The organism is Cohnella cellulosilytica (genome assembly GCF_042431195.1).
GTDB lineage: Bacteria > Bacillota > Bacilli > Paenibacillales > Paenibacillaceae > Cohnella > Cohnella cellulosilytica.
Genome location: NZ_JBHMDN010000079.1, coordinates 85,685 through 112,595, shown reverse-complemented (window position 1 = coordinate 112,595; position 26,911 = coordinate 85,685). Strand labels below are relative to the sequence as shown.

Here is a 26,911-nt window from a genome sequence, read left to right as displayed (position 1 = left end):
CCTTGTCCTTGCGGATGCAAGGCTCGGTAGAGGAAATGAATAAACAAAAATCTCTGCTCTACCGTGTGATTCACTGAAGCTATTCCGCCGCCTTCCACGCTCATCACGACGCTGCAGAATGGGTTAGAGCGTACGACTTCTGAAAGTGCGGCGAAGCCGCCAGATTTATCGAGCTTTTTCCTCTGACCCAACATCATTGAAAAACCTGATACAGTATAATGCACAAATTCCAACAATGACATAAATAATTCGGGACATGACAGAATCTGGCCCTCCGAAAATCCTCGCAACTAAATCGTACTCAAATAAACCAATCAACAGCCAGTTCAGTCCTCCAACGATTAACAAACTGAGTGCTACGATGTTCAATGTCCTCACACTGCATTCTCCTTTCATTATTTAGAAACAGTATCCCCATGATCAATTTTTTTATGCTCAAGTGCTTTTATCAGTGCATAAGAAAAACAGGAGAACGGCATACAATTTGAACAAAAACAGAAATGAGGCTGTTCCTTATGGGGATTCTTAGTGGTATTCCAAAAAATGAGCCTATGCATTATGGAGAGATGTCAAGTGTTTGAAGCGCATCGACAATTGCAAAAGGGGCTGTATCATTTTATCAGCTCTATCATAACCACGCCGGTGATAAAGATCTAAAGAAACTTATTGATGACTATATTAATCAAGCCAAACAAGAAATAAAGGAATTGGATGAAATACTTAATGCTAATGGCATTGCTCCAGCTCCGATGATGGCCGATAGGCCTCGAGCTAACCTCGAGGATATACCAGTCGGTGCGCGTTTATCTGATCAAGATATAGCTGCAGCCATTTCGACAGACACAGCAACAGGGTTAGTCGCTTGTACTCAAGCGATGGCAATGTGTATTCGCGAAGATATCGGAGCTTTGTTTGCTAAGCACATCGCAGCAAAAACGGTACTTGGCGGTAAAACGCTTAGGATGCTTAAGGATAAAGGCTGGTTGATCCCTCCTCCGCTGCAAATTAAACGTCCTGAAACAGTTCAAGTATAACGTTACAAATACTGGTTTAATAGGATCGAAACAGAAACTCGGAAGCACCGGTATAAGGAGTCTCGGCCAAGCCGAGGCTTTTTAATTTTATTCATGAGCATCTAAGTAAAGGAGAGATGTACACTCTCAATGATGAGCAGCGAATAAAGTAGGATACATGCAACGGTAAAGGGTTAGCCTCAATATCAGTGTTCCCGAAGACCTGGTTGTGATTAGTAAGGTCGAAGTGGAAGAATATAAGAAAAACGAATAAGCCGAAGTTTACTGGACAATGCAGGAACTGGAACGCTTTGTTGGTAGAAAAAGCGAATGGGTCAAGGAGACATCCTTTATCCGCCGCGTTTTCGGAAAGAGCTTGATACGGCTGACGGAGGATTTGTTTTCTATCCATGGATGCAGGGACAGCACTGGGCATTTCAAGCTTCTAAGATGGCCGGATTTCTTGACCGAAGGTTCAGTCAGTTCTTGGTCAAGGAGGAGGCGCTTAATGGTATGGCGGAAAGTAAAGTGGAATGCAAGGTGGAAATCAGTAGAAAACGACGACTCTACTGAGAGTTGGATAACACGGGTGAAATTAGAGGAGCGTCTTTTTGTATGTTCGGATGATTCTATTCACATAAAACACATTTTCTAGGGATTCCAAATTTGGGAAGACCCACAGACAAAAAATAAGAGAGCCCTTATCACTCTAAGGCTCTCGGTCGCTTAAGTATGGTGATCTGAACAGGGATCGAACCTGTGACCCCCACCCTGTCAAGATGGTGCTCTCCCAGCTGAGCTATCAGATCATGCTTTGTTTAGCGGCGACAAGTAATATAATAACAAGGCTGAAGCCCAAAGTCAACTGGATTTTTAGAAAAAAATTGCGGAATTTACGCCAAGCGTGATGGAAGGTTTTCGAGGAGGAAAAGAGGGATGTTTGCAAAGATTGCGGCATACCTATGTATGAGCGCGTATTGGGCAGGGGGAGCGGCGAATGAGGGAAGCGGCGTTGTTTGCGGTGTGGATTATCGGCTTGTTTACGCTGATTGGGGGAGTGTTGGCGGCGACCGCGCGATTCGTGAGGCGGGATAGCTCCGCTTATGACGAGCAAATTACCTGGTCGCGTTTCCCGCGGAATCGGGAGCGGGACCGCGGTCGTCAGCCCGAGGGGACTTCCGAGATTTTACGGGAAGATCGGAGGAGCGAGGAATCGCTTCGTTCCAATTAAATCAGGGGTGCTCCGGAACACCGATCGGCTCCGATTCACCCCTGATTGCGCTTATTCCTCCCATTTGCGGGAGTAGGCTTTCTTGGTCACCCATAACACGATCCAAATGAGAACAACGGCGATTACCCCGCCAAAAATAAAGGTGGCAAGCAACAAGCTTCTTCCTTTCCTCGTTCGATGTTCCTTCCTTACCATCATATCATAAATTATTCTTCAGGGGTGAGCCGCTCGACCTCGTACGGAGTTTGCTGCTCGACAAACCTCATCTGTCCGGTGCGGCCGACGAATTCGGGCTGGTCGTCCCCGTAATGCATCAGGTAGATCCGTTTTTGCAGCTCCGCGGGCAGGGTGAGCAATTGCGGCAGACAGGCGTGAACGACGCCGGGCGGATGAAGCTGGCAATCGTGGAAAATAACCTTCACGCCGCGTTCGTCGACGAGCGACGCCAGCAGGTCGGGCGCGAATACGGTATCGCCGGAATAGAAGAAGAAGCCGTTAAACAGCATCGAGAAGTTCGGCTTGCTCGGAATATGGCGAGTCGGAACGAGCTCGACTTCAAGGCCGGGCATCAGCTCGTGACGCGGACCGACTGCCAGAGGACGCACGTCGAAAAAGTCGCGAAGCGTCTCGGCGTCCTCTTGCTGCAAGCCTCCCCGAAGAGAATATTCCCAGATGGGCTGCACCAGCGTGTCGGCAATATAGAGAATCGGCTTGCGTCCGTAGACGAATTTCATCTGAAACGCGAACTCCTCCAGCCCCCCGATATGGTCGGCGTGAATATGGGTAATCAGAACCCCGTGCAGGTCATTAAAATTGTAGCCAAGCTCGTGAAGCGCTTTGGGAGCGGTGATTCCGCAATCGACGAGCAGGAGCCGTCCGTCCGTCTCGATGACAGCGTTATTATTATTGAAGGTTTTGGCAAAGGCGCTGCCGGTTCCCAGCATGGTAATCTTCAATTCGGTACCTCCTAAGAAGGGGATTGCATACGTGAAGTTCAGCTTCATCCAATGTACCATAATTTACCTAGCTAAGTAAGAAGGCAAGCTAAAAATCGCGGATCGCTCAGTAGCGGCACAGGTTGTTCCCGCATAGTCTGTGGAAAGATCGTTAATTTATTTCCAGGGCTGTGCGAAAGGAAGATCGCCAGTGAGCAAAGTAAACAAGAAGAAAAAATCGACGGTGGCAGAGCAGCAAAAACGGGCCCAGATGAAAATTGTAACTTCCGACGTGTGCGCCGTATGCCAGACGCCATGCAGCAGAGGCTTGAGTTATTTGGCTCGCATGAGCCTCCCCGGGGCGGTGGGACAAGGCGTTCCCTGCGTGCTGACGCTGCCCGGTCGGCGATAAACGGGATTTCCCGGGCAAGCGCAGCAATCGTCACGATGCGACAGAAGTGCAATGAGGAGAAAATGATAATCTTCTCATTAATTTTTAACTTTCCTGCGCAACTTTCCGCTTTAGCGTCAGTATAAACAAGTACGATAGCTATACGAGACGGCGAAAAGACGGAGGAAACAAATGATGAAGGTTCGTAAACTGATCGTTCTGGTTGCGACGTTAACATTGATGTGGGGCAGCGTAGCTTATGCGGATTCCGTATCCCAGAAATTGAGGGTGCTGATTAATAACAAGAAGTCGGAAGAAGTGGCGGACGGTGGAATTCTGGTAGACAACAAGGTCTACATTTCTTCTCAGGTCATTTCGGATAAGCTTCAGGCCATCGTGGTCAAGGACGACGGGAAGGCGATTGTTTACAAGCCTAACGTTCATATGGTCACAAGTTCCGGCCCGACTATATTTGCGGATGTTCAGAAGAACGACAAGTTCAAATTCAACACGTTTATTCAAGTCGACTCGCTCAAGACGGACATCAGCGCGCTTAAGCTGGCGATCGCCAATCCGTATGGGGAGGAGACGCTGATCGAGCAGCGCAGATCGGGCGACTCCGACTTCCCGAACGGCAAGAACGACTTCTGGATCACGATTAAAGATATTTCCTACAATTTCGATTCGGTCGGCGCTTACACGCTCCGTTTTTATGTGAAGCCGGCGGGAGAATCCTCTTTCCAGGTCGTTTCCGAGAAGACGATCAATTCCAAATAAGCGTTAGGAACGAAGCCCGATCCGCTCGCGGACCGGGCTTTTTTATGGTTTGACCCCTGTGGGCGGAAGTGATACGATACGTGAGTAGGAAAAAACAACCGAATTGAACGGAGGCTCGCTATGAGCGATCATGTCCATGACGAGAATTGCGATCACGACCACGAAGAGGCCGTATTTATCGTAACGGACGAAGAGGGCAACGAGCACGAGATGGTGCTTGTGTACACATTCGAAAATAATGGCCGCGTTTACGCCGTCTTGCTGGATCGCAACGATCCCGAGGATGACGGGGTTATCTTCCGGGTCGAAGAAGACGGCGAGGATGAGGTTCTCGTCAACATCGAAGACGACGAAGAGTGGGAGACGGTCATGAAAGCTTATGAGGAGCTGGCCGCCCAAGAGAATGGGCAAGCCTAGTCTCCGCTCCGACAGCGACCCAATTAAGGCTGACATCCCTTCAACGGAGAAGGAGTGTCAGCCTTGTTTTATTTTCTCGGATTATAATAGATCGTTCTTCCGTTAAACATTCGGACTTCCGCCTGCAGCTGCTTGCCGATCCATTTGCACAGCTCGTTGGCTTTCGATTTGTCTCCGTGCGTAGAATCGTCCGGCAGCACGAAATGGATGTAAGGGACGGACTCTTCTTCGCTTGCCCGTTGGCCCGTGCCTACGACGATATAACGATACTGAGGGGTCGTGCCTTTCAAGTAAAACCAGCGGCCTTCCGCTTCGGGTTTCTGCTCGATGCTGTACGGAAACGCCGATTCGGCGTAATCCCATCCCAATTGCCTGCCTGTCAATTCCAGCTGTTCCCGGTAACGGTCCAGCTGTTCCTGAACGCCTGCAAGATCGATCTCGGATATGGTCGAGCCTTGCACAAGCGATATGTAAGCGCTTTGACTCATCGGTTCCACCCCCACGCCCATGATAGCATTTCCGGCTTTCGTTGACAACGGTTTCCGTAACGCGAAAAAAACCGCTGCCCGGCGCACGGGGCGCAGACAGCGGGACGAGGCGGAAGAGGCGTTTATATACGGAGCTTGCCGCTGCCCTACGCACGTGACATGGACAGCGGGTTTTTCGGCAGCTCCGGCTTTTATGAACCGCCCCTCTGATCGACGTTCCGGAAGCCGAATTTTTCGGCTTTACGAAATGGCCGTTTCTTCCATAATGACCTTGACATGGGTCACCGAACGATCCTCCGGTCCTTTGACCGGAAGGCCGACCTCCAGATGATCGACGATGTAGTCGATATTTTCCTGGGAGATGACTTCTCCGGGCAGCAGGATTGGAATGCCGGGCGGGTATACGTAGATGAACTCGGCAATGATGCGGCCGGCGGATTCCTTGAACGGCACTAGCTCGGTTTCCCCGTAGAAAGCGTCGCGAGGCGTAAGCGCGAGATGGGGAATTCCCGGGACCACGACGACCAGCTCGGCGATTTCCTTCGAGTCGGCATGATATTCGGCCGACATCTTGCTCAGCGCGTCGACCAGAATGCCGATGGACGTTTCGTCGTCGCCCGGCGTGACCAGGCACAAAATATTGTACATGTCGCTGAGCTCGACTTCGAGATTGTAATGCTCGCGCAGCCAATTTTCCGCGTCGTACCCGGTAATGCCCAGGTGCCGCACGTGGATGGTCAGCTTCGTCGGATCGTAATCGTACGTCGCTTCCTCGCCGAGCAGCTCGTCTCCGAAGCAGTACAGGCCGGGAATGGCGTTGATCGCATCCCGCCCCTGACGGGCGAGCCGCAGCGTCCGTTCGGCCAGCTCCTTGCCGCGGATCGCCAGCTGCCTTCGCGCTGTATCGAGCGAGGCGAGGAGCGGGTAAGAAGTCGACGTCGTCGTCAGCAGGCTGAGAATCGTCTGCACGCGCTGCGGGTTGACGAGCCCTCTGCGCACGTTCAGAATCGAGCTCTGCGTCATGGAGCCGCCGAGCTTGTGGACGCTCGTCGCGGCCATATCGGCTCCGGCCTCCATTGCGGACACCGGCAGCTCGTCGGAGAAGTGGATCAGCGCTCCGTGCGCCTCGTCCACGAGCACCGGAATGTCATACTCGTGGGAGAGATCGACGATTTCCTTCAAATTCGCGCATACCCCGTAATAGGTCGGATTGATGACGAGCAGGGCGGCGGCGTCGGGATGGCGCTCCAAAGCTCGGCGGACGGAACGCGTCGTGACGCCGTGGTCGATGCCGAGGTTCGTGTCCCGTACGGGAGACAGGAACACTGGGCGCGCGCCGGCGAAAATAATGGCCGACAGAACGGATTTGTGCACGTTGCGCGGCACGATGATTTTGTCCCCGTTGCCGCAGACGGACAGGATCATCGCCATAATGGCCGTGCTCGTTCCCTGCACCGAGAAGAACGTCGCGTCCGCGCCGAACGCGTCGGCGGCCAGCTTCTGGGCTTCGAGAATCACGCCGGTCGGCTGGTGCAGGTCGTCCAGCGGAGCGATATTGATCAAGTCGATGTCGAGTATGTTTTGTCCGATATAATCGCGATATTCGGGGTCCATTCCCGCGCCCTTCTTATGCCCCGGGATATGGAACTGCACCGGATTTTGCTGTGCATGGGAACGCAGCGCGTCGAATAGAGGAGTGCGATGATGATCCAATAGAAGTTCCCTGCCTTTCTCGTCACGTGCCGGAGGATTCAACGTTGCCTTTTATCCAAACAGCATGAGTATAACAAAAATAGGGGGGAAATCAACTGTTCGTTCTCGCGGGATCACTTTGTCACCAAAACGTCAACGGTTGCAATTTGGAACTGCATGGATTTATGTGCTACCATCAATAAAAGATAGGTTTCGGCACATTACCTTATTTATCGCACAACAAGAGGAGAGAATAAACGCGTGAAAAGCAAACTGGCGATCGTAGGGCTGATGCTCTTTACGATTTTCATCGGGTTCGGCATCATCATTCCGATACTTCCCGAGCTTGTGACGGAAGTGAGCGCGCAATCCGCCAACTGGCATACGGGGCTGATGCTCTCCATTTATTCGTTGATGTCGTTCCTGCTCAGCCCGCTCTGGGGGGCGCTGTCGGAGAGAATCGGCCGGCGTCCGGTCATTATGACGGGGGTGCTCGGCTTTGCGGTCAGCTTCCTGCTGTTCGGCCTGTCCGGGGATCATCTATGGATCATGTACGCTTCTCGCGTGCTTGGAGGGCTGTTCTCCGGCGCGGTCGTATCCTGCATCGTGGCTTACGTCGCGGACATTACGACGGAGCAGGAGCGAACGAAGGGCATGGCCGTCGTCGGCATGAGCATCGGACTCGGATTTACGTTTGGTCCGGGCTTCGGAGGCTTGCTGAGCCAAATTACGCTCCACACGCCGTTCTACGCGGCGTCCGTGCTTTCCCTGATCGTATTCGTCGTGGCCTGGTTCGGCCTGTCCGAATCGCTGCCGCCGGAGAAGCGCGCTTCCCGCGACAGAAGCAAGCGCGTGTCGCGCTGGATCGCGTTCCAGGGTCCGCTCAAATTTTTGTACATTCTGGCTTTCTTCGTGACGTTCTCGCTGGCGATCCTGGAAGCGACGCTGCAGCTGTTCAGCATGAAGAAATTCGAAGTCACTCCGCTGCAGGTCGGCATGATGTTCTTCTTCTGCGGCTTGGCCGGAGCGGTCGTCCAGGGAGGCATTGTCCGCAGGCGTGTGAAGGTCGGTCAGGAAGGTCGATATATCGCGCTCGGGCTGCTCATATCCGCGGCCGGGTTTTTCCTGCTGCTTACGGCCGACAGCAGGGAAATGGCAACCGTGTACCTGTGCGTATTCGGCGTCGGGAACTCGTTGATCAAGCCGTGCGTCACCTCGCTTATCACGCAGAAAACGACGGTCGGACAGGGCATCGCCTCGGGCCTCAGCTCTTCCATGGACAGCCTGGGACGAATTATCGGACCGACGCTCGGGGCGGCACTGCTCGCGGTGGCGGACTGGCTGCCGTTCTCCGTATCCGGCATTCTCTCGATCGCCGCGCTCGGGCTGCTGGCGCAGTTCCGTATTCAGGTTCGCCGCCAGAAAGCGCACGCCTGATTAGCGCCCAACCGCCTGCTGCAACCGTCAACCGCCTGTCCGATTCCGATATCGCTTGTTTCAGCCGAAGGCTCGCGCCTTCGGTTTTTTTGTGCCCGCGCAGACCGAAGACCGACAGGCACTCAGACTCGAGTCCAGGCGAAAGTCCGGTCTGCAGCCGATTCTCGGGCCGGACGGTTATCCGTTAAGCTGAACAAAGTAAACACGCAGAAGCGGAAGGGGAACGGAAAGTTGAAAAAGTTAATCGACGGAGCATTTGGCAACAAAGCGGCGATGATCATCATCGTAATCATGGTACTCGCGATGGGGGTGCTGAGCTATACGAAGCTTCCGATGGAGTTTCTCCCGGAGGCCGACAATCCGCAGGTGGCCATATCGGTCATCGGGCCGGGCTACGACGCCTCCGCAATGGATCGGGCGGTTACCGGTCCGCTCGAGCAGGCGTTGGCCGGCATTAAAGGAAAGACGAACACGTTCTCCGAGTCGGGAGACGGATTCTCGCAAGTGAATCTGGACTTCGATTCGAATACGGACATGAAGGAAGCGAAGCTCGAGGTCGAGAAAGCGGTCGGAGCGGTGGCCCTGCCGGAGAACGTATCTCCTCCTTATGTCGTGCAGTTCAACACGTCGATGATTCCGATCTCGTTCGTAACGCTCGCTTTCGCCGACGGCGTCAGCGAAGCGGAGAAGGGAGCGATCGAGCAGCGGATCAAGGACGAGTTCACCGCGATCGACGGCGTCGGCAGCGTAATGCTTGCCGGCAAGCCGCAGCCTTCGGTCAGCATCAAGCCGGATGCCGCGAAGCTGGCGGAGAAGGGCGTGCCGCTCCAAGCGCTGTACGGGGTGCTGCAAGGGCGCACGGCATCCTCCGCGGTCGGGGAGAGCGTGATGGACGGCCGGATCGTCAACCTGAACGTTGTCGCCGAACTGCAGGATATCGATACGCTGAAGCAGCTTCCCGTCGTGCCGGGAGTCAAGCTTGGCGAAGTGGCGGACGTGGTCCTGGACGATTCCAAGGAAAGCCTGTTCCGTGTGGACGGCAAGGACGCGATCGAGTTCGTCATCTCCAAGGGAGCGGACTCCAATGCGGTCAACGTCGGCAAGGAAGTCGAGAAGGTGATCGACAAATATAACGAGGAGAACCCGGCGGTCGAGCTGAAGGTCGCGATCAGCACCTCGGAGCAAGTCGTTCATTCGGTCAACAGCATGATGCGGGAAGTACTTCTCGGCGCGCTGTTCGCCACGATCGTCATTCTCGTGTTCATGCGCAACGTTCGCGCCACGCTCGTGACAATCGTCTCGATTCCGCTGTCGCTGGCTATGACGCTGTACCTGCTCGACTTGTCCGGCATTACGCTCAACATTTTGACGCTGGGCGGCGTCGCCGTTGCCGTCGGACGGCTGGTGGACGATAGTATCGTCGTCATCGAGAACATTTTCCGCAGGCTGCAGAAGGAGAAGTTTTCGAAGGAAATCGTCGTCGACGCCGCCGCCGAAGTGGCCCGGGCGATCACCGCTTCCACGCTGGCGACGATCGCCGTGTTCCTGCCGATGAGCTTGCTGAGAGGCGGCCTGCAGGCGTTCCTGCTGCCGTTCGCGCTGACGATGACCTATTCGCTGCTGTCGTCCCTGGTCGTCGCGCTGACGGTTATTCCGCTGATGAGCGCCGGCGTGCTGCGCAACTCCACCATTAAGGAGCATCAGCCGTCGAAGCGGTTCGTCCGCCTGCTGGAATGGAATTTGAAGCGCAAGTGGCTGCCGATTCTCGGGGCGTTCGTCCTGCTCGTCGCGTCTATCGCGACTTACCTGACGATGCCGAAGGGAGCGATCGACTCCTCGAACGCGGAAAATGTCAACGTAAGCCTGCAGTACAAGCCGGGCACTCCGGCGGAGCAGGTGCTCGAGAACGGCTACAAGCTGGAGACGTATTTGCTGAACCGGGACGATGTGGAACTGGTCAGCATGAGCAACGGCAACGACTCCGAATCGGCCAAGTACGGTTCCGTCGCTTCTCCGACGCTTGTTTCCTATATGTTGAAAATGAAAAAGGGAGCGGACGCGGAGCAAGCGATCGAGGAAGTGAAGGCGGAGGCCGCGGGTTATCCGGAGGCGGAGTTGAACGTGTCGACGGGCGACTTCATGTCCGGCGGCAGCTCGACACAGGTCATTATCGACGTTACGGGCGGCAATCTCGAAGACATCGGCAAGACGGCCGAAGAGGTCATGGCCAAGATCGCGCCGATCCAAGACGTGCTGAAAGTCGAAAGCAACCAGCAGGAGAAGAAAATGATCTACACGCTGGAAGTCGATCCGGCTTCCGCCAAAGCGGGAGAGATCGCCGCTCAGCTCCAAGGTATGCTGAATCCGGTTCCGGTCGGCTCCGTCGCCATGGACGGACGAACGGTTCCCGTCCGGATCGAGCCGGCGCTGAAGCCGCAATCCGAGAAGGAACTCTCATCCCTGACCGTGATGACCGACGAAGGGCCGAAGCCGGTATCCTCCGTGGCGCGATGGGTCAAGTCGGAGCAGGCAACGTCGTTCTATCACAAGGACGGCGACAGCTATATCCGCGTGTCGGCTTCGGTCGAGCCATCGCGATTGTCCGAGGTCGGAGCGGAGATCGACAAGCAATTGAAGGACGTCGCGCCTCCGGAAGGCGTCAAGCTGAACGTGGGCGGCGCTTCGGCGGATCAATCGGCCGACATTATGAGCCTGTTCATGATGATGATCGTTTCCATCGGCATCGTCTATCTGATCATGGTGTTTACGTTCAAGACGATCAAAGCGCCGCTGGCCATCATCAGCTCGATCTTCTTCGTGCCGATCGGAGCCGTGCTGGGGCTGATCGTAACCGGCATTACGCCGGACTTCACCGCCATCTTCGGCGTCGTTATGCTGATCGGCATCGTTGTCACGAACGCCATCGTCCTGATCGACCGGGTGAAGCATAACGAGGAGCGCATGCCGATTCGCGAAGCGCTGCTCGAGGCGGCCGGCACGCGCATGCGCCCGATTCTGATGACGGCGATCGCTACCGTCGGCGCCATGCTTCCGCTCGTATTCGGCTCGGCGGAGAGCGGCAGCATCGTCTCCCAGAGCCTGGCCATCGTCGTCATCGGCGGACTCGTCGTCTCGACGCTGCTCACGCTCGTCATCGTGCCTTGCATTTACGAGCTGCTGTACTTCCGCAAGTCGGCCCGCCAGCGCCGGATCGCTGCGGCGTCGGTAAGCGAAGCGGCGGCGCAGTAAGACTGCAAAGCAAAGAAGCTGTCCCCAAAATAAAAGAGACGTACCGAACGACGATCGATGAATGAGAGCAAGTCGCATCTATCTCCTTCCGCTGCTATACGATCCTGAAATTTTGAACTGTTAAACCCGTGAATGGGTCATTTCAGGAACGTATGAGGCAGGCTCCAGGAGATAGATGCTTCTTCTTTACCATCGACCATCTTGTACGCCTTTACTTCAGGGGACAGCTTCTTCGCGCGTTAGACCGCAGCCATCCGGTACAGAGGCAGCAGCGTGCGGAACGTCTCCTCGGCGAGCTTCATGAACGCTTCGCCGTCCGCCAGCAGCGGGTCTCCGCGCTGAATGTGGATGCCGCAGGTGAGCTCGGCGGCCTTGACCGTTTTCAGCCGCACGAACAGCTCCTTCAGCTCGGCGTTCTTCAGTTCCCCGTGAACGAGTCCCGTCGGCACCATATGATCCTTCGACCATACGTAATGCGCGGGGATCGCCCCCCGCACCGACTTCAGCTCGGCCAGCGCCCGCTCCGCGAACAGGTCCTTGCTCGGGCACTCGTAGATGACCGCGAACTGGACGAAGACGTGCGTGGACCACAGGCCGATCTGGAAGTGGGGATGGGCTTTGTACCCTTTTTTGTTGCGGGCCAAGGCGACCCAGGAATCGTTGGGCGGATTGACGGTTCTTCTCGCATGCTTGGCGACGTGGGTAAACATCTCCTCGCCGCAAGCCTCCGATAATAGCGGCGCCATGCGCTCCCCGAGCAGGTGAAACTTCGGCCTTACCCGGGCGATCAGCGCCTCCATGCGGGCTTCCAGCCCTTCGATCTCGAACACCTCGAAATCCCGATCCTCGAATCCCGTAAATTCATTCGTTGCGATTGCGCTCATGCTCTGGACTCCTTCAAATAAAAAATAGCGATCTGGGTGCGGTCCCGAAGGCCCAACTTGCCCAAAATTTCGGAAATGTAATTTTTCACCGTGCCTTCGCTCAGGAACATCGCCCCGGCGATTTCCTTGTTCGACATGCCGTCGGCGATATGGCGAACGATGTCCCGCTCCGCCGGGGTGAGCCCGGCGTCCGCCAGCCGCCTGGCCGCCGCGCCGACGTCCTCGCGGGAATCGCGCTGGTCCAGCAGGCCGGCCAGCTTGCGGGCGATGTCCGGATGGATCAGATGATTGCCTTCCGCGACCGATTTGATGCCCGAGACGATCCGCGCGGGCGGCACGTTCTTCAGCAAGTAGCCGTTGGCGCCATGGCGGATCGCCTGCACGATGTATTCGTCGTCGTCGAACGTCGTCAGAATAAGCACGGCCGGCGGCTTGTCCAGCGTCTTCAGTCTGCGCGTTCCTTCGACGCCGTCGCAAACGGGCATGCGGATATCCATCAGGACGAGGTCCGTCTCCGGATGCTCTTGAACGAAGCGACAGCCTTCTTCGCCGTCGCCGCACGTGCCGATAACCGTCAGCTCGGGGTCCAGGTCGAGAATGAGCTTCAGGCTTTCCCGGATGAACGGGTCGTCATCGACGATAACCAGTTGAATCATTGTAGGTTCTCCTTTTCGTGCGCCGGCCGGTTTTGCGAATGAGGCACGATCGTCGACACGACGAACCGGGGCTCCGTCTCGATGCGCAGCCGCCCGCCGACCACGGCCAGCCTGTCCTGCATTCCTTTAAGTCCCATGCCGGGCGAAATCTTCTCGGGCGGCGCCCCGTTGTTGGAGACGTCCATGGCGATCCGGTCTTCGGCGAAGCGCAGCTCCACCGCGACCGAGGTGGCTCCGCCGTGCCGGACCGCGTTCGTGATCGCTTCCTGGGCGTTGCGGTACAGCACGAATTCCAGGCTCGGGTAGAGCGGGAACGGGTGGCCGGTCACCGCGAAATCGACCTCGATCCGCAAGTCTCTGGCCGCGTCCTCGATCAGCCGATGCAGCGCGTACCGTCTGGCGCCGGCGGAGTCGCGGGGCTGCAGTCTGCGCACCGTGTACCGCATATTGTTCATGCTCTCTTCCAGTTGGCCGCGCACCTGCTCGATCAGGCCCGTCGCCTGGACCGGATGGCGTTCCATCAGTTGGAGCGCCGCCTCGGTCATCATTTTCACCCGGATCAACCGATGTCCCAGATCGTCGTGCAGCTCGGCGGCGATGCGCCCGCGTTCCTGAACCTGGGCATAATCCTCCACTTTCCTCGCGTACTCCAACGCCCGCGCCCGTTCCTGCTCCAGCTGCTCCTGGCTGCCCGCCAGCGTCTCCATCGCCTTTTCCAGCCGGTCCGCCTGCCGCTTCCGAATAAAGACGGCCGCAACGAACAGCGCGACGGTTAACCAGACCAGGTTCATCGTCCACACCGTGTCCGCCGGCAGAGCGGCCGCGCCCGTGTTCAGAACCGCGCCGGACAGCACGATCGCCAAGCCGAGCTCCGCAGGGCGCTGTAAGCCGAGAACGGCGGAGACGAGCAGGGAATATTGGAGAAAATAGAGCAGCCCCCCATACTCGTGAAAAAACCAGGAGAACGCGATCATGCCCAGAGAAATGAGCAGAATCGTATACCTGCCGGGCGCAAGCGGCAGCAGTCTGGCATACAGCAGCGCCAGAAGCACGCAGATCACGTACGGCCCGGTCGCGGGAATGTCCGCTTCGTAGAGCGTGGCGATCGCGGGCGCCGCGATCAGCAGATGCTGAAGCCAGACCAGAGGCAGCCTCATGGGGGAACTCCTTCCGAAATGCTTGGGTGATTTCCATTATAGCATTCAGGAAATGACTTTTGTCACCTCGGCGCGCGAAAACCGGTGACTCAGTATACCTGCCGCCGGAATCCGGATTGCCTATAATGAAATCAACGAGTCAGAGAGGGGACGCCGATATGACGTTGGTGCAATTCAAAGAGGTCGTCAAAAAATACGATACGCAAATCAGCGTGAATCATTTGAACCTGGACATCGCCGAGGGGGAGATTTTCGGCTTGCTCGGTCCGAACGGGGCGGGAAAAAGCACGACGATCCATCTGCTGTCGGGCCTGCTGCCGATCGATTCCGGAGAAATTACGCTCGACGGATACTCCGTCGCCAAGCGGCCGCTCGAGACGAAGCGCAGAATCGGACTCGTGCCGCAGGAGCTGGCGATTTACGAGCAGCTGTCGGCCAGGGAGAACGTCGCGTTCTTCGGCAAGCTGTACGGACTAAGGGGAAACCTGCTGAAGGAGCGGGTGGAGGAAGCGCTCGAGTTCGCCGGGCTGCGGGATTTCGCCAAGACCAGGCCGGCTACGTTCTCCGGCGGGATGAAGAGGCGGCTGAACATCGCTTGCGCGATTATGCATCGGCCCAAGCTGATCATTATGGACGAGCCGACCGTCGGCATCGACCCGCAATCGCGCAATCATATTTTGGAGTCGGTCAAGAAGCTGAACGGAATGGGCTCGACCGTCATTTACACGAGCCATTACATGGAAGAGGTCGAAGCGATCAGCACGAGAATCGGCATTATGGATCGCGGCAGGCTGGTAGCGCGCGGAACGAAGGAGGAGCTGATCCTTCAGGCCGGTCTGGAGGAACGGCTGCTGCTGGAGACGAACCGGCTCACCGACGAAGCCGCGGCGGAAATCCGCAGCCATCCCCGGGTGACCGCCTTCCAAAGGCGGGAGGATTCGCAGCTGGAGCTGGTGCTGCAGGAATCGCAAGCGTATTTGCAGGACATCTTGTTTATTCTGACCAAGCATGAGTTAAAGCTGCAGAAGCTGACCCGGGTGGAGCCGGATCTGGAAAGCCTGTTTTTGGCGCTGACCGGCCGGACGCTGCGGGACCAGATCTGACGAGGACGGAGGAGGAGCAACGGTATGAGATTATCCCTGGAAGTGGCCTGGAACGAGGTCGTCCGTCTGTGCCGCGTCCGCACCGTCGTCTTGATGCTGCTGGCGCTGCCGCTGCTGATCATCTTCCTGCTGGGCAACGCCTTGGAGAGCGACCTCGAGCCCGTCGGCATGTCCGTGGCCGTCGAAGGCGGCGGTCCGCTCGGCGACGCGGCGGAACGCTATCTGGCCTCTCCGGCCGTCGCGGGTTACGTCGAGACGCAGAGCCGCGGCAGCGAAGAGGAGGTGCGCGAGGACGTGCGTTCGGGCAAGGCGGATTTCGGTTTCGGGCTGACCGAAGACGGCGTGCGTTATTACCCCGGACAATTCAGCGAGCGCAACCTGATCGCCGAATCCGTCCTGGATCGTTTCGTGGCGAACGCGAATGTGCGCATCGCGGCGGCAGAGGCGATCCCTGGGCTTTCCGGAGAAGCGGTCGAGCAAAGTCTGGCCGGTGTCCCGGCGTCCGAGCGGGTGCAAATCGGCACGCTGGTGGCCCGGAACAACACCGATTACAGCAACTTTTCGGCCGTGCAGTATTATTCCGTCGCTTATCTGATTATGTTTCTGCTCTATTCCGGCATGTCGGCGGCCGTCGGCCTGACCGACGAGCGGGAGAAGGGGACGCTTCTGCGGCTTTACTCGATGCCGGTGAGCTTAAACGTCCTGCTGTTCGGAAAACTGATGGGCTCCGCCCTGTTCGCTTGCCTGCAGGCGACCGTGATCGTGGGCTTCACGAAGACGGTGTACGGCGTCGATTGGGGAGGAAGCTACGGCGCGATCGCGCTCGTCTGCGGACTTGTGTCGGCGGCGGCGATCGGCTTTGCGATTGTCGTATGCTCCTTCGTCCGCAGCCGCAGGGCGATCGAATCGATCTTCAGCCTTGCCATTACGGGGATGACCTTCGTCAGCGGCGGGATGATCGCCGATCTCGGCTCCGGCATGCGCGAGTTGGGCAAGTTTACGATTAATCATTGGGCCAACGAGGTGCTTCGCCTGCTGATGTCGGGCGGCACGCTCGGCGAAGGCTGGCGGGAAGCGTTCGTTCTCGGCGCGATCGCCGCGGCGATCGTGGCTGCGGCAATGTTAAGATTCCGAAAGGCGGTGGCGTTGGCATGAACAGTCTGACGATAGCCAAACTCCATCTTCGCAGGGCGCTGGGCAACCGCAAAGGGCTGCTCGTCGTCGTTCTGCTGCCGATTCTGGTCATCTCGCTTATCGTCGGCCAGTTCGGCCGAACGTCCGGCGAACGCATTCCCGTGGCGCTGCTGAACGCGGACGGCGGCTGGCTGAGCGAGCAGGTCGCGGCGGCGATTCGTTCCGGCGAAACCTACAGCCTGTTGGAGCAGGATGCGGCCGCAAGCGATCTGGAGCGGTTGAAAAGCAGCGTGTACGACGGAGAATGGGGGGCGCTCGTCTATATCCCTCCCGGCTTCACGGCGAAGCTGCTGGCCGGCGAGGAGACGGCGGTTCAGCTCATTCGCAAAAACGAAAAGCTATGGAACGTTTCGCTGGGTTTGACGCTGTCGGAGACGACGGATCGGCTGGCCGGCTCCATTGCGCTGGCCGCCTCCGCGGAGGAGCGGCCGGGAAATCGGGAGCGGCTTGCCCGCGCGCTGCTGGAGCGCCAGACGGCCGGGGGGCTGCGCGTCGAGCGGGAGCAGCTTGTCCATAAGGCGGATAATGCGTACGTGCTCGTCATCGGACTTATGCTGTTGTTTGTGATGATATTGGCGAATCAGTCCATTCACGGAGTGGTCGAGGATCGCGACCGCCGGACGATGGCCAGAATGTTCGCCGCGCCGGTCCGGGCTGGGGAGATCGCCCTGGGCAACTTCCTCGGCAGCTTCCTGCTCGGAAGCTTGCAGCTTGTGCTTATTCTCGTGGTGACGCGCTACGTCGTCGGCTTCGACCTGGGCGTGCCGTTCGGCGAGCTCGTCGCGATCATGGAATGCTTCCTGCTTGCGGCGGTCGGTCTGTCCGCCGCGGCGGCCGCGCTCGTCAAGAACACCGCGATGCTGGGCAGCATCAACAATATGGTCGTCATTCCGACCTGCATGCTCGGCGGCTGCTTCTGGCCGGTCGCGATGATGCCGGACTTCATGCGGAAGCTGGCGAATTTCACGCCGCAGCGGTGGGCGATCGCCGCGCTGGAGCAAGCGTCCTCCGGAGCTTCGCTGCCCGCGCTCGGCCTCCGGCTCGGCATCCTGGTTCTGTTCGCCGCGGTACTGCTCGCTTTTGGCTCCTACGTACTGCGCCCCGCCGCCCGTTGAAGCGGCCGGCAAGTGATTTTCCCGACGAGCCGCCTGCGCCGATGCGCCGGGCGGCTCGTTTCTTTTCAAAAATAGGAAGGAAAATAGTCAAGAAACCAACCCATTTCCCCACGAACCTATGTTGTTTGCAAGCCACCCAATGATTGCACACTTATATTATCGTTCTTTTTTTGACACAATGTCTAAAAGATTTTGCAAATACGAGATACCTCGCACTTGTTCAACCAATGCATTGTCAATGTATTGAAGAGATTTAAGAGCAATTTCTTTAGCCTGCGCAACATTATGTTTATCAAGCTCCGATAATACCTCACGGACTGTATCCAAGGAATACACTACTCTTTGAACAGTTCGAATGATGAGCACTTTGCGAATATCTGAAGAGCTATAGATACGGAATCCACTCACTTGTTGACGCTCAGGATGGATTAACCCTTCATTCTCCCAATGTCGAATCGCGGAAGCAGATACGTTCGCTTCGGCAGCTACCTCACCAATCGTAAACGAGTTTTTATTGCGGTACTTCGGCAGATCGTTCAGCTCTTTCAAATCAAGCATGTCGACCGTTCTTTGTACGGTTTCTTTTTCTGCATGCAGGTTTACTTGCGCCTTATTAATTAGCCATAAGGCATCAAGCTCTTCCCCGCGAATGATGCGCGGCATCACCTCTCGAATCAAATCCATTCCAAAACCAGCATACATCGCACGTATACATTGGAAGTAAGCCTCATGTTCCTTTGTATAAATGCGATAGCCATTTGCCGCTCTCTCGACGTAAGGAACAAGTCCCCAAGCTTCATAGTGCCTTAATGCGCTCGTGCTTATATTTAATTTTTTTGCTATCTCAATCCCTTTCATCTCAACCTCCTTATTTTTCAATCCTATAATTTATAATTAAAGTATATGACGGGTTTATGTCTTTCAGACATTGTAACACATCAATATATTTCAACAAACCTTATCATTTGCATTAATATGATACGCTTGGTGTGTAAGCTAAATTCACGAAAGATGAGGTGGCTAGTAATGATTAGAATCAAACCGATTTTCCCGTGTCAATCTATAAAGGAACAGGTGTCCTTTTATGAGAGCTTGGGTTTCAAAACCATCCAGGTCTACACTCGACCACATTCATATGCAGTTGTAAGTTATGGTTCGCTTGAGCTGCACTTTTATGGAACCAAAAGAATATTGCCTAATGAAAATCCCCAGATGTGCTATATCGAAGTTGACGATGTAAACCAGGTATATGAGGATTTCACTACTGGATTGAAACGACACATCGGGAAAATCCCTCGTTCCGGCATACCGCGAATATCAAAATTGAAACATTTAGTAGAGGATCGAAGATTTGTAATGACCGATATAGGCGGAAATACTCTTTACATCGGAACACCGAATGCCAACCTTGCCGTTCCTGCTTTTTATAGAACCATCGAGAGCGTGGAGTATGCCAAAAATTTCGAAATCCTCTACGATTTATTGTACTCAAAAGAGGACAGCAGTTCAGCGTTCAATATGTTGGTTAAATTCTTTCCTGCAGACGTATGTTCGATAAACGCAAGAGATTTGGATCTAGCAAAAATATTACTGGTTGCTTTGGATGTTCATTTGCAACGAGATAAAGCAGTGAACCAAAGCATTAATGATAAGCTAAACAAGTTAATTAACTTTTACACCACTGAAAATCCAGATTGGAATAAAATCTCGCAACAGTATAACGAGATTATAAGCGGTGAATAAAAATTGGAGTGTACGATAAAAATGCAGTCGAAAAACCCCCTCGTATGAAATAAAATGAAAGCTGACGAGGGGACGAGTGAGATTGGACCAAAGAAAGCCGCTGAGCAGTTAGGCATAGCCTACTACACTTTGCAGGGATGGAGAAAGCGAAGAATCCTGCACGGCGACGACGCGCCGATCGGGAGCGGACACGCTTATGCGTCTGCCGATAAGACTGCACGTGAACCTATATGCTCGGAGGGTTCCGAGGCCGACAGATGGGGGTTCTGATCAGCGCGGCGGGAATGCCTCGGAGAGTATGCCAGCGCCCATGTGCAACGACTTCCCTTGGCTACGCTTGGGAGGACTTGTGGAGCAAGAAGCCCGTAGAGGACGGGGCTTGAGCGGCAATCCGGTTTGAGCCGGGGCAAGTCATCCACCTGTGGCCGGGTCAAGCCGAATGGATCGCCGACAAAAGGCCAAGTGAAGCAAGGTAGCACCCGGAGGAGGATGGGCTGGGTTGTTGTGTTGTTTGCAACCTGTTGATTGTTGTTTGCAGCCCAAACTCTATTGAATTATCATTCCTTGTTAACTTAACGAAACATGTTGAGAAATGAATTTTAAACTTTTCTTTACTGATTTGTAAATATAGTCTATTATCTGGCTATTGTAATTATTAAACAACTCCAACTGTTCCCTTGATACGTTTTCTTCAAAAGAAAAATCTTTATGAATCCAATCAAATAAATCAGGAAAAGATTCAACCTTTATCTCACTAATCCGTAAATCCTGTGGTACGGAATAATTGAATTGCGTAAGTGAGTATATCCCTATTATCCTACCGTTAAGCCTCCAAAAATCTCTGTAACTTTTTGTAATGTTTCTTTCCTTTCTTCTTTTGATATATTATTAACAATTTGGAAGTGTGTACCAGTAGATCAAAGATCATCAGATATCAAATGGCACAAGTAACCTAGATGGAGTGGCTTGTTCATTAATTCTTTGTATTTGTCATAAAAACGCATATAGTTTACGTGCCCTTTTCCGTTTTCATCTCTGTCGACAAAGTGGGTGATGTCCTTATGTATGTTCATATAGTAATGAACGTCAGGTGCAACCCCTCCAAACAGGAACTCGTCTTTATTCACGATCCGAAGCTCGTCGGCGAGCAGAGACGAAATGCGATAATACCTAATACGCGATCCCATTTTATAGCTCATCCTCAAAGCTAATATCATCATCAACAAAATACTTTCCTTTAACTCCACCAATTATTTTTCTGAGTTCATCGTTCACTCTTCTCTCTTGTTCGGCACCAGTCCACCAGTTATGAGATTGACCGAGGGCACGGTTGTCTGGACACCACACATATTCATACCAAGGAGGCATAAACGTCTTAAGCATTAGTAGACATCTTCGCATATGTCCAGGTGAACTCACCAGAAGCATACGGTTTATTTTCTCTAACCCGATTGCCCGATCAAGTATTATGAGAGAAGCCATGATATTCTCTTTTGTGTGATTTGAAATTTGCTCCACAAGGATTGCTTCGTTTGATACACCCCGTTTTATTGCTTCGTCGCGCAAAAAGACGGCTTCAGGTGGATTCCTTTGCCCCCATTTATCCCCTCCTGTAAACAAGATATAAGGGGCACGCCCGTTTTTATATAACTCGACAGCTTTTTCTACGCGGTCGATATATGTACCACCAAAAACGAAAATACAATCCCCATTTTGGGTTCCATCGTCTATTTCGTATTTATTACCGAAGACAACCTTTGTGATTTGATCCCTTGTCATGACATCTGGATTCATCTCAGAAATAAGCATCTTCTCACCTCTTCGCATTGTTACTTTCAAGAATATTTTACCATAAAGACCCATGATGGGAATCCGTACATACCTTGTCCGCTTGAATTCTTAAACCTTATAATCACTATAAACATTTTATTCACCTGCCGCTGTAGCTTTAGCGGCTTTTTTGCATCCATTTTGAAGGGGGGAGATTCATATGTCCACAGCAACAGCAACACGCGAACGGTTGACTTCCGCTGTGTTCACTTTGTACCATCCGCTTGATTATTACTTCACTCTGTTTCTCCGAGCAAAGGAAACCGAAGGCTTGAAGCCCCGGACGCTGAACGACCACAAATGCCACTACCGCTACCTGCAACGTTGGTTGGTCGAGCAGTACCCGACGCTTAAACTTGAAGAAATGACTTCTGACGACGTTCGCCAGTACATCGGATACATGCTGACCGAACAAACGCTGTACAACGGACATCCAACACTGCAAAGCCACAACACCGCCAAAGGCTTGTCTCCCGCGACCGTGAACATCCGTACCCGGACGCTCAAGTGTTTCCTCCGGTTCCTCCACGAAGAGGGCTACCTGCAAACCCGACCTTGCTGCCCGTATCAAGCTCCAGAGGGTTGCAGAGGACACCATCGGCGCTTGAGAAGGAGCAGGTGCTACAACTGCTTGCCGCACCCAACCAACGGGAGTACACAGGCTTCCGTGACTATGTGTTGCTCACCGTGCTTTTCGACACCGGGCTGCGGATCAATGAGACGTTGAATCTGACCGTGGACGACTTGAACCTAACCGACAAAACAATCACCGTCCGCGCCAGCGTTGCCAAGAACGGCAAGTCACGTCCCGTACCTATCGGCAAGTGTACTGCCGAGCTTCTCGCCGTACTGATAGAAGAGAATCAGAAGCAGTTCACCAGTCGGAACCCTTCCACCGTGTTCCTCCTGAACAACGGCAAGCCTCTGACGTACAACCAAGCCTATGAACGAATCCGTCTGCACGGCGAAAAGGCAGTTCGGAAGTACGTTCAGTTGAACCAACGCGACTTGCAAAAGCAACACGCACAAAGCAGTCCGCTCGTCGGCGTGTAACCGGAGCAACCGCCGGAGCCAGACCAACACGACGGAACACACTCCCTGCCAACCTATTGCAGAACCATAATAATCGGAATTCTTGAACCTGTGTTCGGGAAGCTTTCGAAAAGTCGCTTTTTCGGTCGTGTCCCCCTGCTACTTCATACATGGGAAGGAGAGGCCGAATGTCGATTGATTTGATGGCTGTACTCGACAACACAAGCGTTACCGTCAAAACGTCGCCGCCGTTTCTGCAACAGCAACCGCTTTTGTCCACGCGGGAGAGATCGTCGCGACAGGTGTTTGGTACGACAAACAGCGGTAGAAGAGACTGACGCGACGGATTCCTCGACCTGCTTTCTGACCCTTCTTGCCTCGTGACAGGTATCCCTGCGGTATGACTCGGAACCCTCCCGTTTGTCCGCTCCGTTCCTCTGCCCACAGGTGATTGACAACCAGATTTTGGGCATGTTTTACTAAAAGAAGCAGGAAAACAACTGAACGAATAGAACGTCAGCCACGCCCACGTGTTGGGTAATGGCTGGCGTTTTTTTCGTGGTAAAGGGGTGGCTGAATTGACCGAAGAACGGACGAGGGAGGAACTGTTCGCGGAGTATTCCCGGCTTGAGGAAGAGGAAACGCGGTTGTTCCAAAAGATAGAGGCTTGCGAAGCGTGTGTATCGGGCATCTTGGGGCAATTGTACAGACACGGCGATAAGATCGATCTGTTGACTGCGGAAGATGTTTTGACACCCGTCCACAACAAAGAACTGGAACTGCGGATGGAGCTTGTACACCTGCAACTGACAAAACGTTGGTGTCTTTTCGACACAGCAGGGCAACCGGACAAAACCGACCGCCGGAAGACGATGACGACGAGTAGCCTCCGGAAGAAGCGGAAAGGTATTTCCGGAGGCTTCAGAGTCTGAAGAATAAACATAGCCTCTTAGCGTCCAAGCACCACCTGACCCAACCGCCCAACTGTGGCTGGCTCCGTGGGTTCCTGCAACCACTTTCCTCAACCTCATGTTTGCAAGCTGTTGACAGAACGCCCCTCCGATCCCCTCGTCAGCCCATTCTGCACCGACTGCTCCAAGCGTCCAAGCCCGCGTCCGAAGCTGCCTCTCAGTTCTGGTACCCTCGCCTCCAAATTTAAACAGTTGTTCGAGCCGAAAATAGTCAAGAAACCAAGTTGCCAGATCATAAGATGGAGTATAAGATAGAGTCAAGACACAATATTCTGACAATTCGGTCAACATCTCAAGCCGCGCGAACAAGGCAGGAGGAGGGGGAGGCCGTGAACCGCAGTCACGAAGTGGAATACTGCAATTTGGAGCTTCGCTTCGACCGCAGGCAAATTCAGAATATGATCCGCGAGTTGATCCAGGACGGCTACTCCTTGTACTGGAACGAGAGCGAGCATCATTTTGTCGTGTCGGTGCGAACGGGACGCAAGCTGCTGAAGCTGAGATTTCTGAGAACGATGGGCCGTTACAAAATGGTGGGAAATTACCTGATCAGAGACGAGAAGCTGGCGTCGTGGATCGAGAAGCTGATTAACGACTCTCGCGGTCACGCCGTCGTCAAGAGAATTCACGATCGCCAGGTGCTTAGAATCGAGAACATCATGTTCGGCGAAATTATCCGACTCGTGGAGGTGTCCGGCATGGAACATCGCATTATTTTTCAGAAAAGGCCGCAGGTAACGGTGGAGGATATGGTTCAGGCGTTCAGGTCGAACAGAGCCGAGCTGCGAGCGGGCGTTCTGCGGCTTGAAATCGATTACGAGCTGGCCGTGCTGCACGAGGCGGTCCAGAACGGATGGCAGGAAGCCGCGGAAGCAAGCAAGGAAAAGCTGCAGGCCATGAGAACGGAAATGCTCCAGCTTGAGCTGTAGCGCCGTCATTTTTCGCTATTTCTCCTCCATATATTGAAAAGCGGAGCCTCATCCCGGAAGACGAAGGCTCCGCTTTTTGTGTGCCGGTTGCGCTGCGCTGCGGCCCGAAGGATCAGGCTTGGGCGAACTCGAGCTCGATATGGACCTTGATCGCGTCGCCGACGAGGAATCCGCCCGTCTCGAGCGCGGCGTTCCAGGACAAGCCGAAGTCGGAGCGGCTGATCGTGCCGTCCGCGACGACGCCGAACTTCGTGTTGCCCCAAGGGTCTTTGGCCGGACCGGAAATTTCGGTGTTCAGCGTCACGGACTTCGTCACGCCCGCAATCGTCAGATCGCCGGTCAGCGCGTAGTCCTCTCCGCCCTTGGAGACGAGCGCCGTCTTCTTGAACGCGATTTGCGGGAACTGCTCGGCATTGAAGAAGTCCGGGGATTTCAGGTGGCCGTCGCGGCCTTCGTCCTTCGTGTCGATGCTGTTCACGTCAATCGTGAGCGAGGCGTCGAGGCTCGCCAGATCGGCCGGATCGGCGGATACGGTGGCATCGAAGTCGTTAAAGCTGCCGCGTACATTCGTAATCATCATATGCCGAACGCTGAAGGTAATGCCGCTGTGGGATTTATCCAAATTCCAGGTGCTTGCCGCCATAATCAACACATCCTTTATAATTTATATTAACTATTAAATAATAAGTATGTGAAAAAATCAAGAACTTTTTTACCGCGGAATCCGCCGGACGGGAAAGCAAATGATGGTTTTCATCTCCGGGCAAAAAGAGTACAATAACCTTATTGTGAAAATTTTGCGCTAAAGGATGAAGAAAATCATGTCGAAAGCTAACATTGGCGTCGTCGGCCTGGCCGTCATGGGGCGCAATCTGGCCCTCAACATCGAGAGCCGCGGATTTACCGTCGCGGTATACAACCGCTCGAAGGAGAAGACCGACGATCTGCTGAACACGGAAGGACAAGGCAAACGGCTTGTCGGCGCTTACTCTGTCGAAGAGTTCGTGAACTCGCTGGAGAAGCCCCGTAAAATTTTGATCATGGTTCAAGCCGGCGCGGGCACCGATGCGACGATCGACTCCCTCGTGCCTCATCTGGATCAAGGCGATATCATTATCGACGGCGGCAACGCCTACTTCCCGGACACCCAGCGCCGCAGCAAGGAATTGACCGCGAAGGGGTTCCACTTCATCGGCACCGGCGTATCCGGCGGCGAGGAAGGCGCGCTGAAAGGCCCGTCCATTATGCCGGGCGGACCGGAAGAAGCCTACCGTCTCGTCGAGCCGATTCTGACCGGCATCTCCGCGAAGGTGAACGGAGATCCGTGCTGCACGTACATCGGACCGGACGGCGCCGGACATTACGTCAAAATGGTGCATAACGGCATCGAGTACGGCGACATGCAGCTGATCTGCGAAGCTTACCAACTGCTGAAGGACGTGCTTGGCGTCTCCACGGACGAGCTGCACGAAATTTTTGCCGAGTGGAACAAGGGCGAGCTGGACAGCTACCTGATCGAGATCACGACCGATATTTTCGCGCAGAAGGACGCCGAGACCGGCAAGCCGATGGTCGACGTGATCCTCGACGCGGCGGGACAGAAGGGCACCGGCAAGTGGACGAGCCAGAGCGCGCTCGACCTCGGCGTGCCGCTGTCGATCATTACGGAATCGGTGTTCTCCCGCTTCCTGTCCGCGATGAAGGAAGAGCGCGTCGCCGCGAGCAAAGTGCTCAAAGGACCGCAAACGAAGCCGTTCCAAGGCGACAAGGCGGCGTTCATCGAGAGCGTGCGCAAGGCGTTGTTCGCCAGCAAAATCTGCTCCTACGCGCAAGGCTTCGCGCAAATGCGCGCCGCTTCCGAGGAGTACGGCTGGAACCTGCGCTACGGGGATATCGCGATGATTTTCCGCGGCGGCTGCATCATCCGCGCGCGCTTCCTGCAAAACATCAAAGACGCCTACGACCGCGACCCGCAGCTGCGCAACCTGCTGCTGGACGAGTACTTCAAAGGCGTCGTCGAATCGTATCAGGACGCATGGCGCGAGGTCGTCACGACGGCGGTCGCTTACGGCGTTCCGGTTCCTTCGTTCGCCAGCGCGATCGCGTATTACGACAGCTATCGTTCCGAGCGTCTGCCGGCCAACCTGCTGCAGGCGCAGCGCGATTATTTCGGCGCGCATACGTTTAAGCGGGTGGACAAGGAAGGCACTTTCCACCACAACTGGATTCAATCCTAACGCTCTTGTTCGCGCGGCAGCAGCTCGCCCAGCATCGTGCGGAAGCAGTCGGTTTCCTCACTGCTGGGACTGCGCCGATGGAGCAGCAGCAAGGCCATGTCCGCGAAACAGGCGAAACGGGCAAGCAGCTGTGGCCGATCGAGCCCCGACCATTCGGGAGCTCTATCGGCCACTTTTTTCTTGATAAAGCCGAGCGCCCACAGGACGTCCTCGCGGCACAGCGGATATGAAGGATCGAGAAGACGGCGGAGAGGCTGCTCGAACGGCGGCTTCGGCCGGTAATTGTTCACGGAAGCATCACCTTTACTTTGCGCGAAGGATTGTACACTATCAAACTTACGGAAAAACTCGTCGTTTTATACCTTGGAATCGATATGCTATGATGGTTATAACTTAAAAATAAAGCTTGGAGAAGTATTTTATAAGGGAT

Annotated in this window: 26 protein-coding genes, 1 tRNA gene and 1 pseudogene; 15 read left to right on the top strand and 13 right to left on the bottom strand. The window is 54.7% G+C overall.

What is annotated here, in order from left to right; translation table 11 throughout:
- Positions 1-165: 165 nt before the first annotated feature.
- The gene (locus tag ACFFT4_RS33740) at positions 166-378 is read right to left on the bottom strand and encodes a DUF378 domain-containing protein (protein ID WP_378054012.1); all 213 of its coding nucleotides are present in this window, start codon (positions 376-378) and stop codon (positions 166-168) included.
- A 137-nt stretch (positions 379-515) separates the two neighbouring features.
- Here ACFFT4_RS33740 and ACFFT4_RS33735 point away from each other — a divergent pair.
- A pseudogene (locus ACFFT4_RS33735) lies at positions 516-1,034 on the top strand (DUF3231 family protein).
- Positions 1,035-1,343: 309 nt separating this feature from the next.
- Positions 1,344-1,586 carry a DUF771 domain-containing protein gene (locus tag ACFFT4_RS33730; RefSeq protein ID WP_378054010.1) on the top strand — a complete coding sequence of 81 codons (243 nt, stop codon included), beginning with the start codon at positions 1,344-1,346 and terminating at the stop codon, positions 1,584-1,586.
- Between the two features lie 160 nt (positions 1,587-1,746).
- On the opposite strand, the gene ACFFT4_RS33725 is transcribed toward ACFFT4_RS33730, so the two are convergent.
- A tRNA-Val gene (locus ACFFT4_RS33725) sits at positions 1,747-1,822 on the bottom strand.
- Positions 1,823-2,010: 188 nt separating this feature from the next.
- On the opposite strand from ACFFT4_RS33725, the gene ACFFT4_RS33720 reads away from it, so the two are divergent.
- Positions 2,011-2,244 (top strand): hypothetical protein, encoded by a 234-nt coding sequence (locus ACFFT4_RS33720; protein WP_378054008.1) that lies wholly within the window; start codon positions 2,011-2,013, stop codon positions 2,242-2,244.
- A gap of 206 nt (positions 2,245-2,450) precedes the next feature.
- Here the strand turns inward: ACFFT4_RS33720 and ACFFT4_RS33715 are convergent, their stop codons facing one another.
- Complete coding sequence (locus tag ACFFT4_RS33715) at positions 2,451-3,248, bottom strand: MBL fold metallo-hydrolase (RefSeq protein WP_378054481.1); 798 nt, start codon at positions 3,246-3,248, stop codon at positions 2,451-2,453.
- Positions 3,249-3,390: 142 nt separating this feature from the next.
- Between ACFFT4_RS33715 and ACFFT4_RS33710 the strand changes: the two genes are divergently transcribed.
- From ACFFT4_RS33710 to ACFFT4_RS33700, 3 genes are all read left to right on the top strand, one after another.
- Positions 3,391-3,591: a hypothetical protein gene (locus ACFFT4_RS33710; protein ID WP_378054006.1), complete on the top strand. Its 201-nt coding sequence runs from the start codon at positions 3,391-3,393 to the stop codon at positions 3,589-3,591.
- Between the two features lie 174 nt (positions 3,592-3,765).
- Positions 3,766-4,347 (top strand): copper amine oxidase, encoded by a 582-nt coding sequence (locus ACFFT4_RS33705; protein WP_378054004.1) that lies wholly within the window; start codon positions 3,766-3,768, stop codon positions 4,345-4,347.
- Positions 4,348-4,467: 120 nt separating this feature from the next.
- The gene (locus ACFFT4_RS33700) at positions 4,468-4,764 is read left to right on the top strand and encodes a DUF1292 domain-containing protein (RefSeq protein ID WP_378054002.1); all 297 of its coding nucleotides are present in this window, start codon (positions 4,468-4,470) and stop codon (positions 4,762-4,764) included.
- A 68-nt stretch (positions 4,765-4,832) separates the two neighbouring features.
- On the opposite strand, the gene ACFFT4_RS33695 is transcribed toward ACFFT4_RS33700, so the two are convergent.
- Together ACFFT4_RS33695 and ACFFT4_RS33690 are read right to left on the bottom strand one after the other, a co-directional pair.
- Positions 4,833-5,252, bottom strand: a complete 420-nt coding sequence (locus ACFFT4_RS33695; RefSeq protein ID WP_378054000.1) for a DUF1885 family protein — start codon at positions 5,250-5,252, stop codon at positions 4,833-4,835.
- A 240-nt stretch (positions 5,253-5,492) separates the two neighbouring features.
- Entirely contained in the window at positions 5,493-6,965 is a 1,473-nt protein-coding gene (locus tag ACFFT4_RS33690; protein ID WP_378053998.1) for an aminotransferase class I/II-fold pyridoxal phosphate-dependent enzyme, read from the bottom strand.
- A gap of 240 nt (positions 6,966-7,205) precedes the next feature.
- Here ACFFT4_RS33690 and ACFFT4_RS33685 point away from each other — a divergent pair, with 240 nt between their 5' ends.
- Entirely contained in the window at positions 7,206-8,381 is a 1,176-nt protein-coding gene (locus tag ACFFT4_RS33685) for an MFS transporter (protein WP_378053996.1), read from the top strand.
- A 231-nt stretch (positions 8,382-8,612) separates the two neighbouring features.
- Entirely contained in the window at positions 8,613-11,630 is a 3,018-nt protein-coding gene (locus ACFFT4_RS33680; RefSeq protein WP_378053994.1) for an efflux RND transporter permease subunit, read from the top strand.
- A gap of 239 nt (positions 11,631-11,869) precedes the next feature.
- On the opposite strand, the gene ACFFT4_RS33675 is transcribed toward ACFFT4_RS33680, so the two are convergent.
- Genes ACFFT4_RS33675 through ACFFT4_RS33665 form a run of 3 tightly spaced genes read right to left on the bottom strand, consistent with a single transcriptional unit; the run spans position 11,870 to position 14,327 of the window.
- Positions 11,870-12,514 (bottom strand): YktB family protein, encoded by a 645-nt coding sequence (locus ACFFT4_RS33675; protein WP_378053992.1) that lies wholly within the window; start codon positions 12,512-12,514, stop codon positions 11,870-11,872.
- The gene (locus ACFFT4_RS33670) at positions 12,511-13,170 is read right to left on the bottom strand and encodes a response regulator (protein WP_378053990.1); all 660 of its coding nucleotides are present in this window, start codon (positions 13,168-13,170) and stop codon (positions 12,511-12,513) included. Before ACFFT4_RS33670 ends, ACFFT4_RS33675 begins: the two co-directional genes overlap by 4 nt.
- Positions 13,167-14,327 (bottom strand): sensor histidine kinase, encoded by a 1,161-nt coding sequence (locus tag ACFFT4_RS33665; RefSeq protein WP_378053988.1) that lies wholly within the window; start codon positions 14,325-14,327, stop codon positions 13,167-13,169. Before ACFFT4_RS33665 ends, ACFFT4_RS33670 begins: the two co-directional genes overlap by 4 nt.
- 158 nt (positions 14,328-14,485) lie before the next feature.
- Here ACFFT4_RS33665 and ACFFT4_RS33660 point away from each other — a divergent pair, with 158 nt between their 5' ends.
- From ACFFT4_RS33660 to ACFFT4_RS33650, 3 genes are read left to right on the top strand one after another with little or no spacing between them, the layout of a single operon-like run.
- Positions 14,486-15,430, top strand: coding sequence for an ABC transporter ATP-binding protein (locus ACFFT4_RS33660; RefSeq protein ID WP_378053985.1), 945 nt, complete (start codon positions 14,486-14,488; stop codon positions 15,428-15,430).
- Between the two features lie 24 nt (positions 15,431-15,454).
- Positions 15,455-16,585, top strand: a complete 1,131-nt coding sequence (locus tag ACFFT4_RS33655) for an ABC transporter permease (protein WP_378053983.1) — start codon at positions 15,455-15,457, stop codon at positions 16,583-16,585.
- Positions 16,582-17,739 (top strand): ABC transporter permease, encoded by a 1,158-nt coding sequence (locus ACFFT4_RS33650; protein ID WP_378053981.1) that lies wholly within the window; start codon positions 16,582-16,584, stop codon positions 17,737-17,739. The genes ACFFT4_RS33655 and ACFFT4_RS33650 overlap by 4 nt, the downstream gene beginning before the upstream one ends.
- A 156-nt stretch (positions 17,740-17,895) precedes the next feature.
- Here ACFFT4_RS33650 and ACFFT4_RS33645 read toward each other — a convergent pair whose 3' ends face one another.
- Entirely contained in the window at positions 17,896-18,597 is a 702-nt protein-coding gene (locus ACFFT4_RS33645; RefSeq protein ID WP_378053979.1) for a MerR family transcriptional regulator, read from the bottom strand.
- A gap of 168 nt (positions 18,598-18,765) precedes the next feature.
- Between ACFFT4_RS33645 and ACFFT4_RS33640 the strand changes: the two genes are divergently transcribed.
- Positions 18,766-19,482 (top strand): DUF8817 family protein, encoded by a 717-nt coding sequence (locus tag ACFFT4_RS33640; protein WP_378053977.1) that lies wholly within the window; start codon positions 18,766-18,768, stop codon positions 19,480-19,482.
- Positions 19,483-20,670: 1,188 nt separating this feature from the next.
- Here ACFFT4_RS33640 and ACFFT4_RS33635 read toward each other — a convergent pair.
- Positions 20,671-21,291 (bottom strand): YdcF family protein, encoded by a 621-nt coding sequence (locus tag ACFFT4_RS33635; protein WP_378053975.1) that lies wholly within the window; start codon positions 21,289-21,291, stop codon positions 20,671-20,673.
- 528 nt (positions 21,292-21,819) lie between these two features.
- Here ACFFT4_RS33635 and ACFFT4_RS33625 point away from each other — a divergent pair.
- A complete protein-coding gene (locus tag ACFFT4_RS33625) occupies positions 21,820-22,365 on the top strand; it encodes a tyrosine-type recombinase/integrase (RefSeq protein ID WP_378053973.1) in 546 nt (181 codons plus the stop codon).
- Between the two features lie 458 nt (positions 22,366-22,823).
- On the opposite strand, the gene ACFFT4_RS33620 is transcribed toward ACFFT4_RS33625, so the two are convergent.
- Entirely contained in the window at positions 22,824-23,360 is a 537-nt protein-coding gene (locus ACFFT4_RS33620; RefSeq protein ID WP_378053971.1) for a hypothetical protein, read from the bottom strand.
- A 284-nt stretch (positions 23,361-23,644) separates the two neighbouring features.
- On the opposite strand from ACFFT4_RS33620, the gene ACFFT4_RS33615 reads away from it, so the two are divergent.
- Complete coding sequence (locus ACFFT4_RS33615; RefSeq protein WP_378053969.1) at positions 23,645-24,244, top strand: YkzI domain-containing protein; 600 nt, start codon at positions 23,645-23,647, stop codon at positions 24,242-24,244.
- Between the two features lie 112 nt (positions 24,245-24,356).
- On the opposite strand, the gene ACFFT4_RS33610 is transcribed toward ACFFT4_RS33615, so the two are convergent.
- Entirely contained in the window at positions 24,357-24,887 is a 531-nt protein-coding gene (locus ACFFT4_RS33610) for a YceI family protein (protein ID WP_378053967.1), read from the bottom strand.
- A gap of 178 nt (positions 24,888-25,065) precedes the next feature.
- Here ACFFT4_RS33610 and gnd point away from each other — a divergent pair, with 178 nt between their 5' ends.
- Entirely contained in the window at positions 25,066-26,481 is a 1,416-nt protein-coding gene (gene gnd, locus ACFFT4_RS33605) for an NADP-dependent phosphogluconate dehydrogenase (protein ID WP_378053965.1), read from the top strand.
- Here the strand turns inward: gnd and ACFFT4_RS33600 are convergent.
- Positions 26,478-26,771 (bottom strand): hypothetical protein, encoded by a 294-nt coding sequence (locus ACFFT4_RS33600; protein WP_378053963.1) that lies wholly within the window; start codon positions 26,769-26,771, stop codon positions 26,478-26,480. The two genes, gnd and ACFFT4_RS33600, sit on opposite strands and share 4 nt — an antisense overlap.
- Between the last annotated feature and the right edge of the window lie 140 nt (positions 26,772-26,911).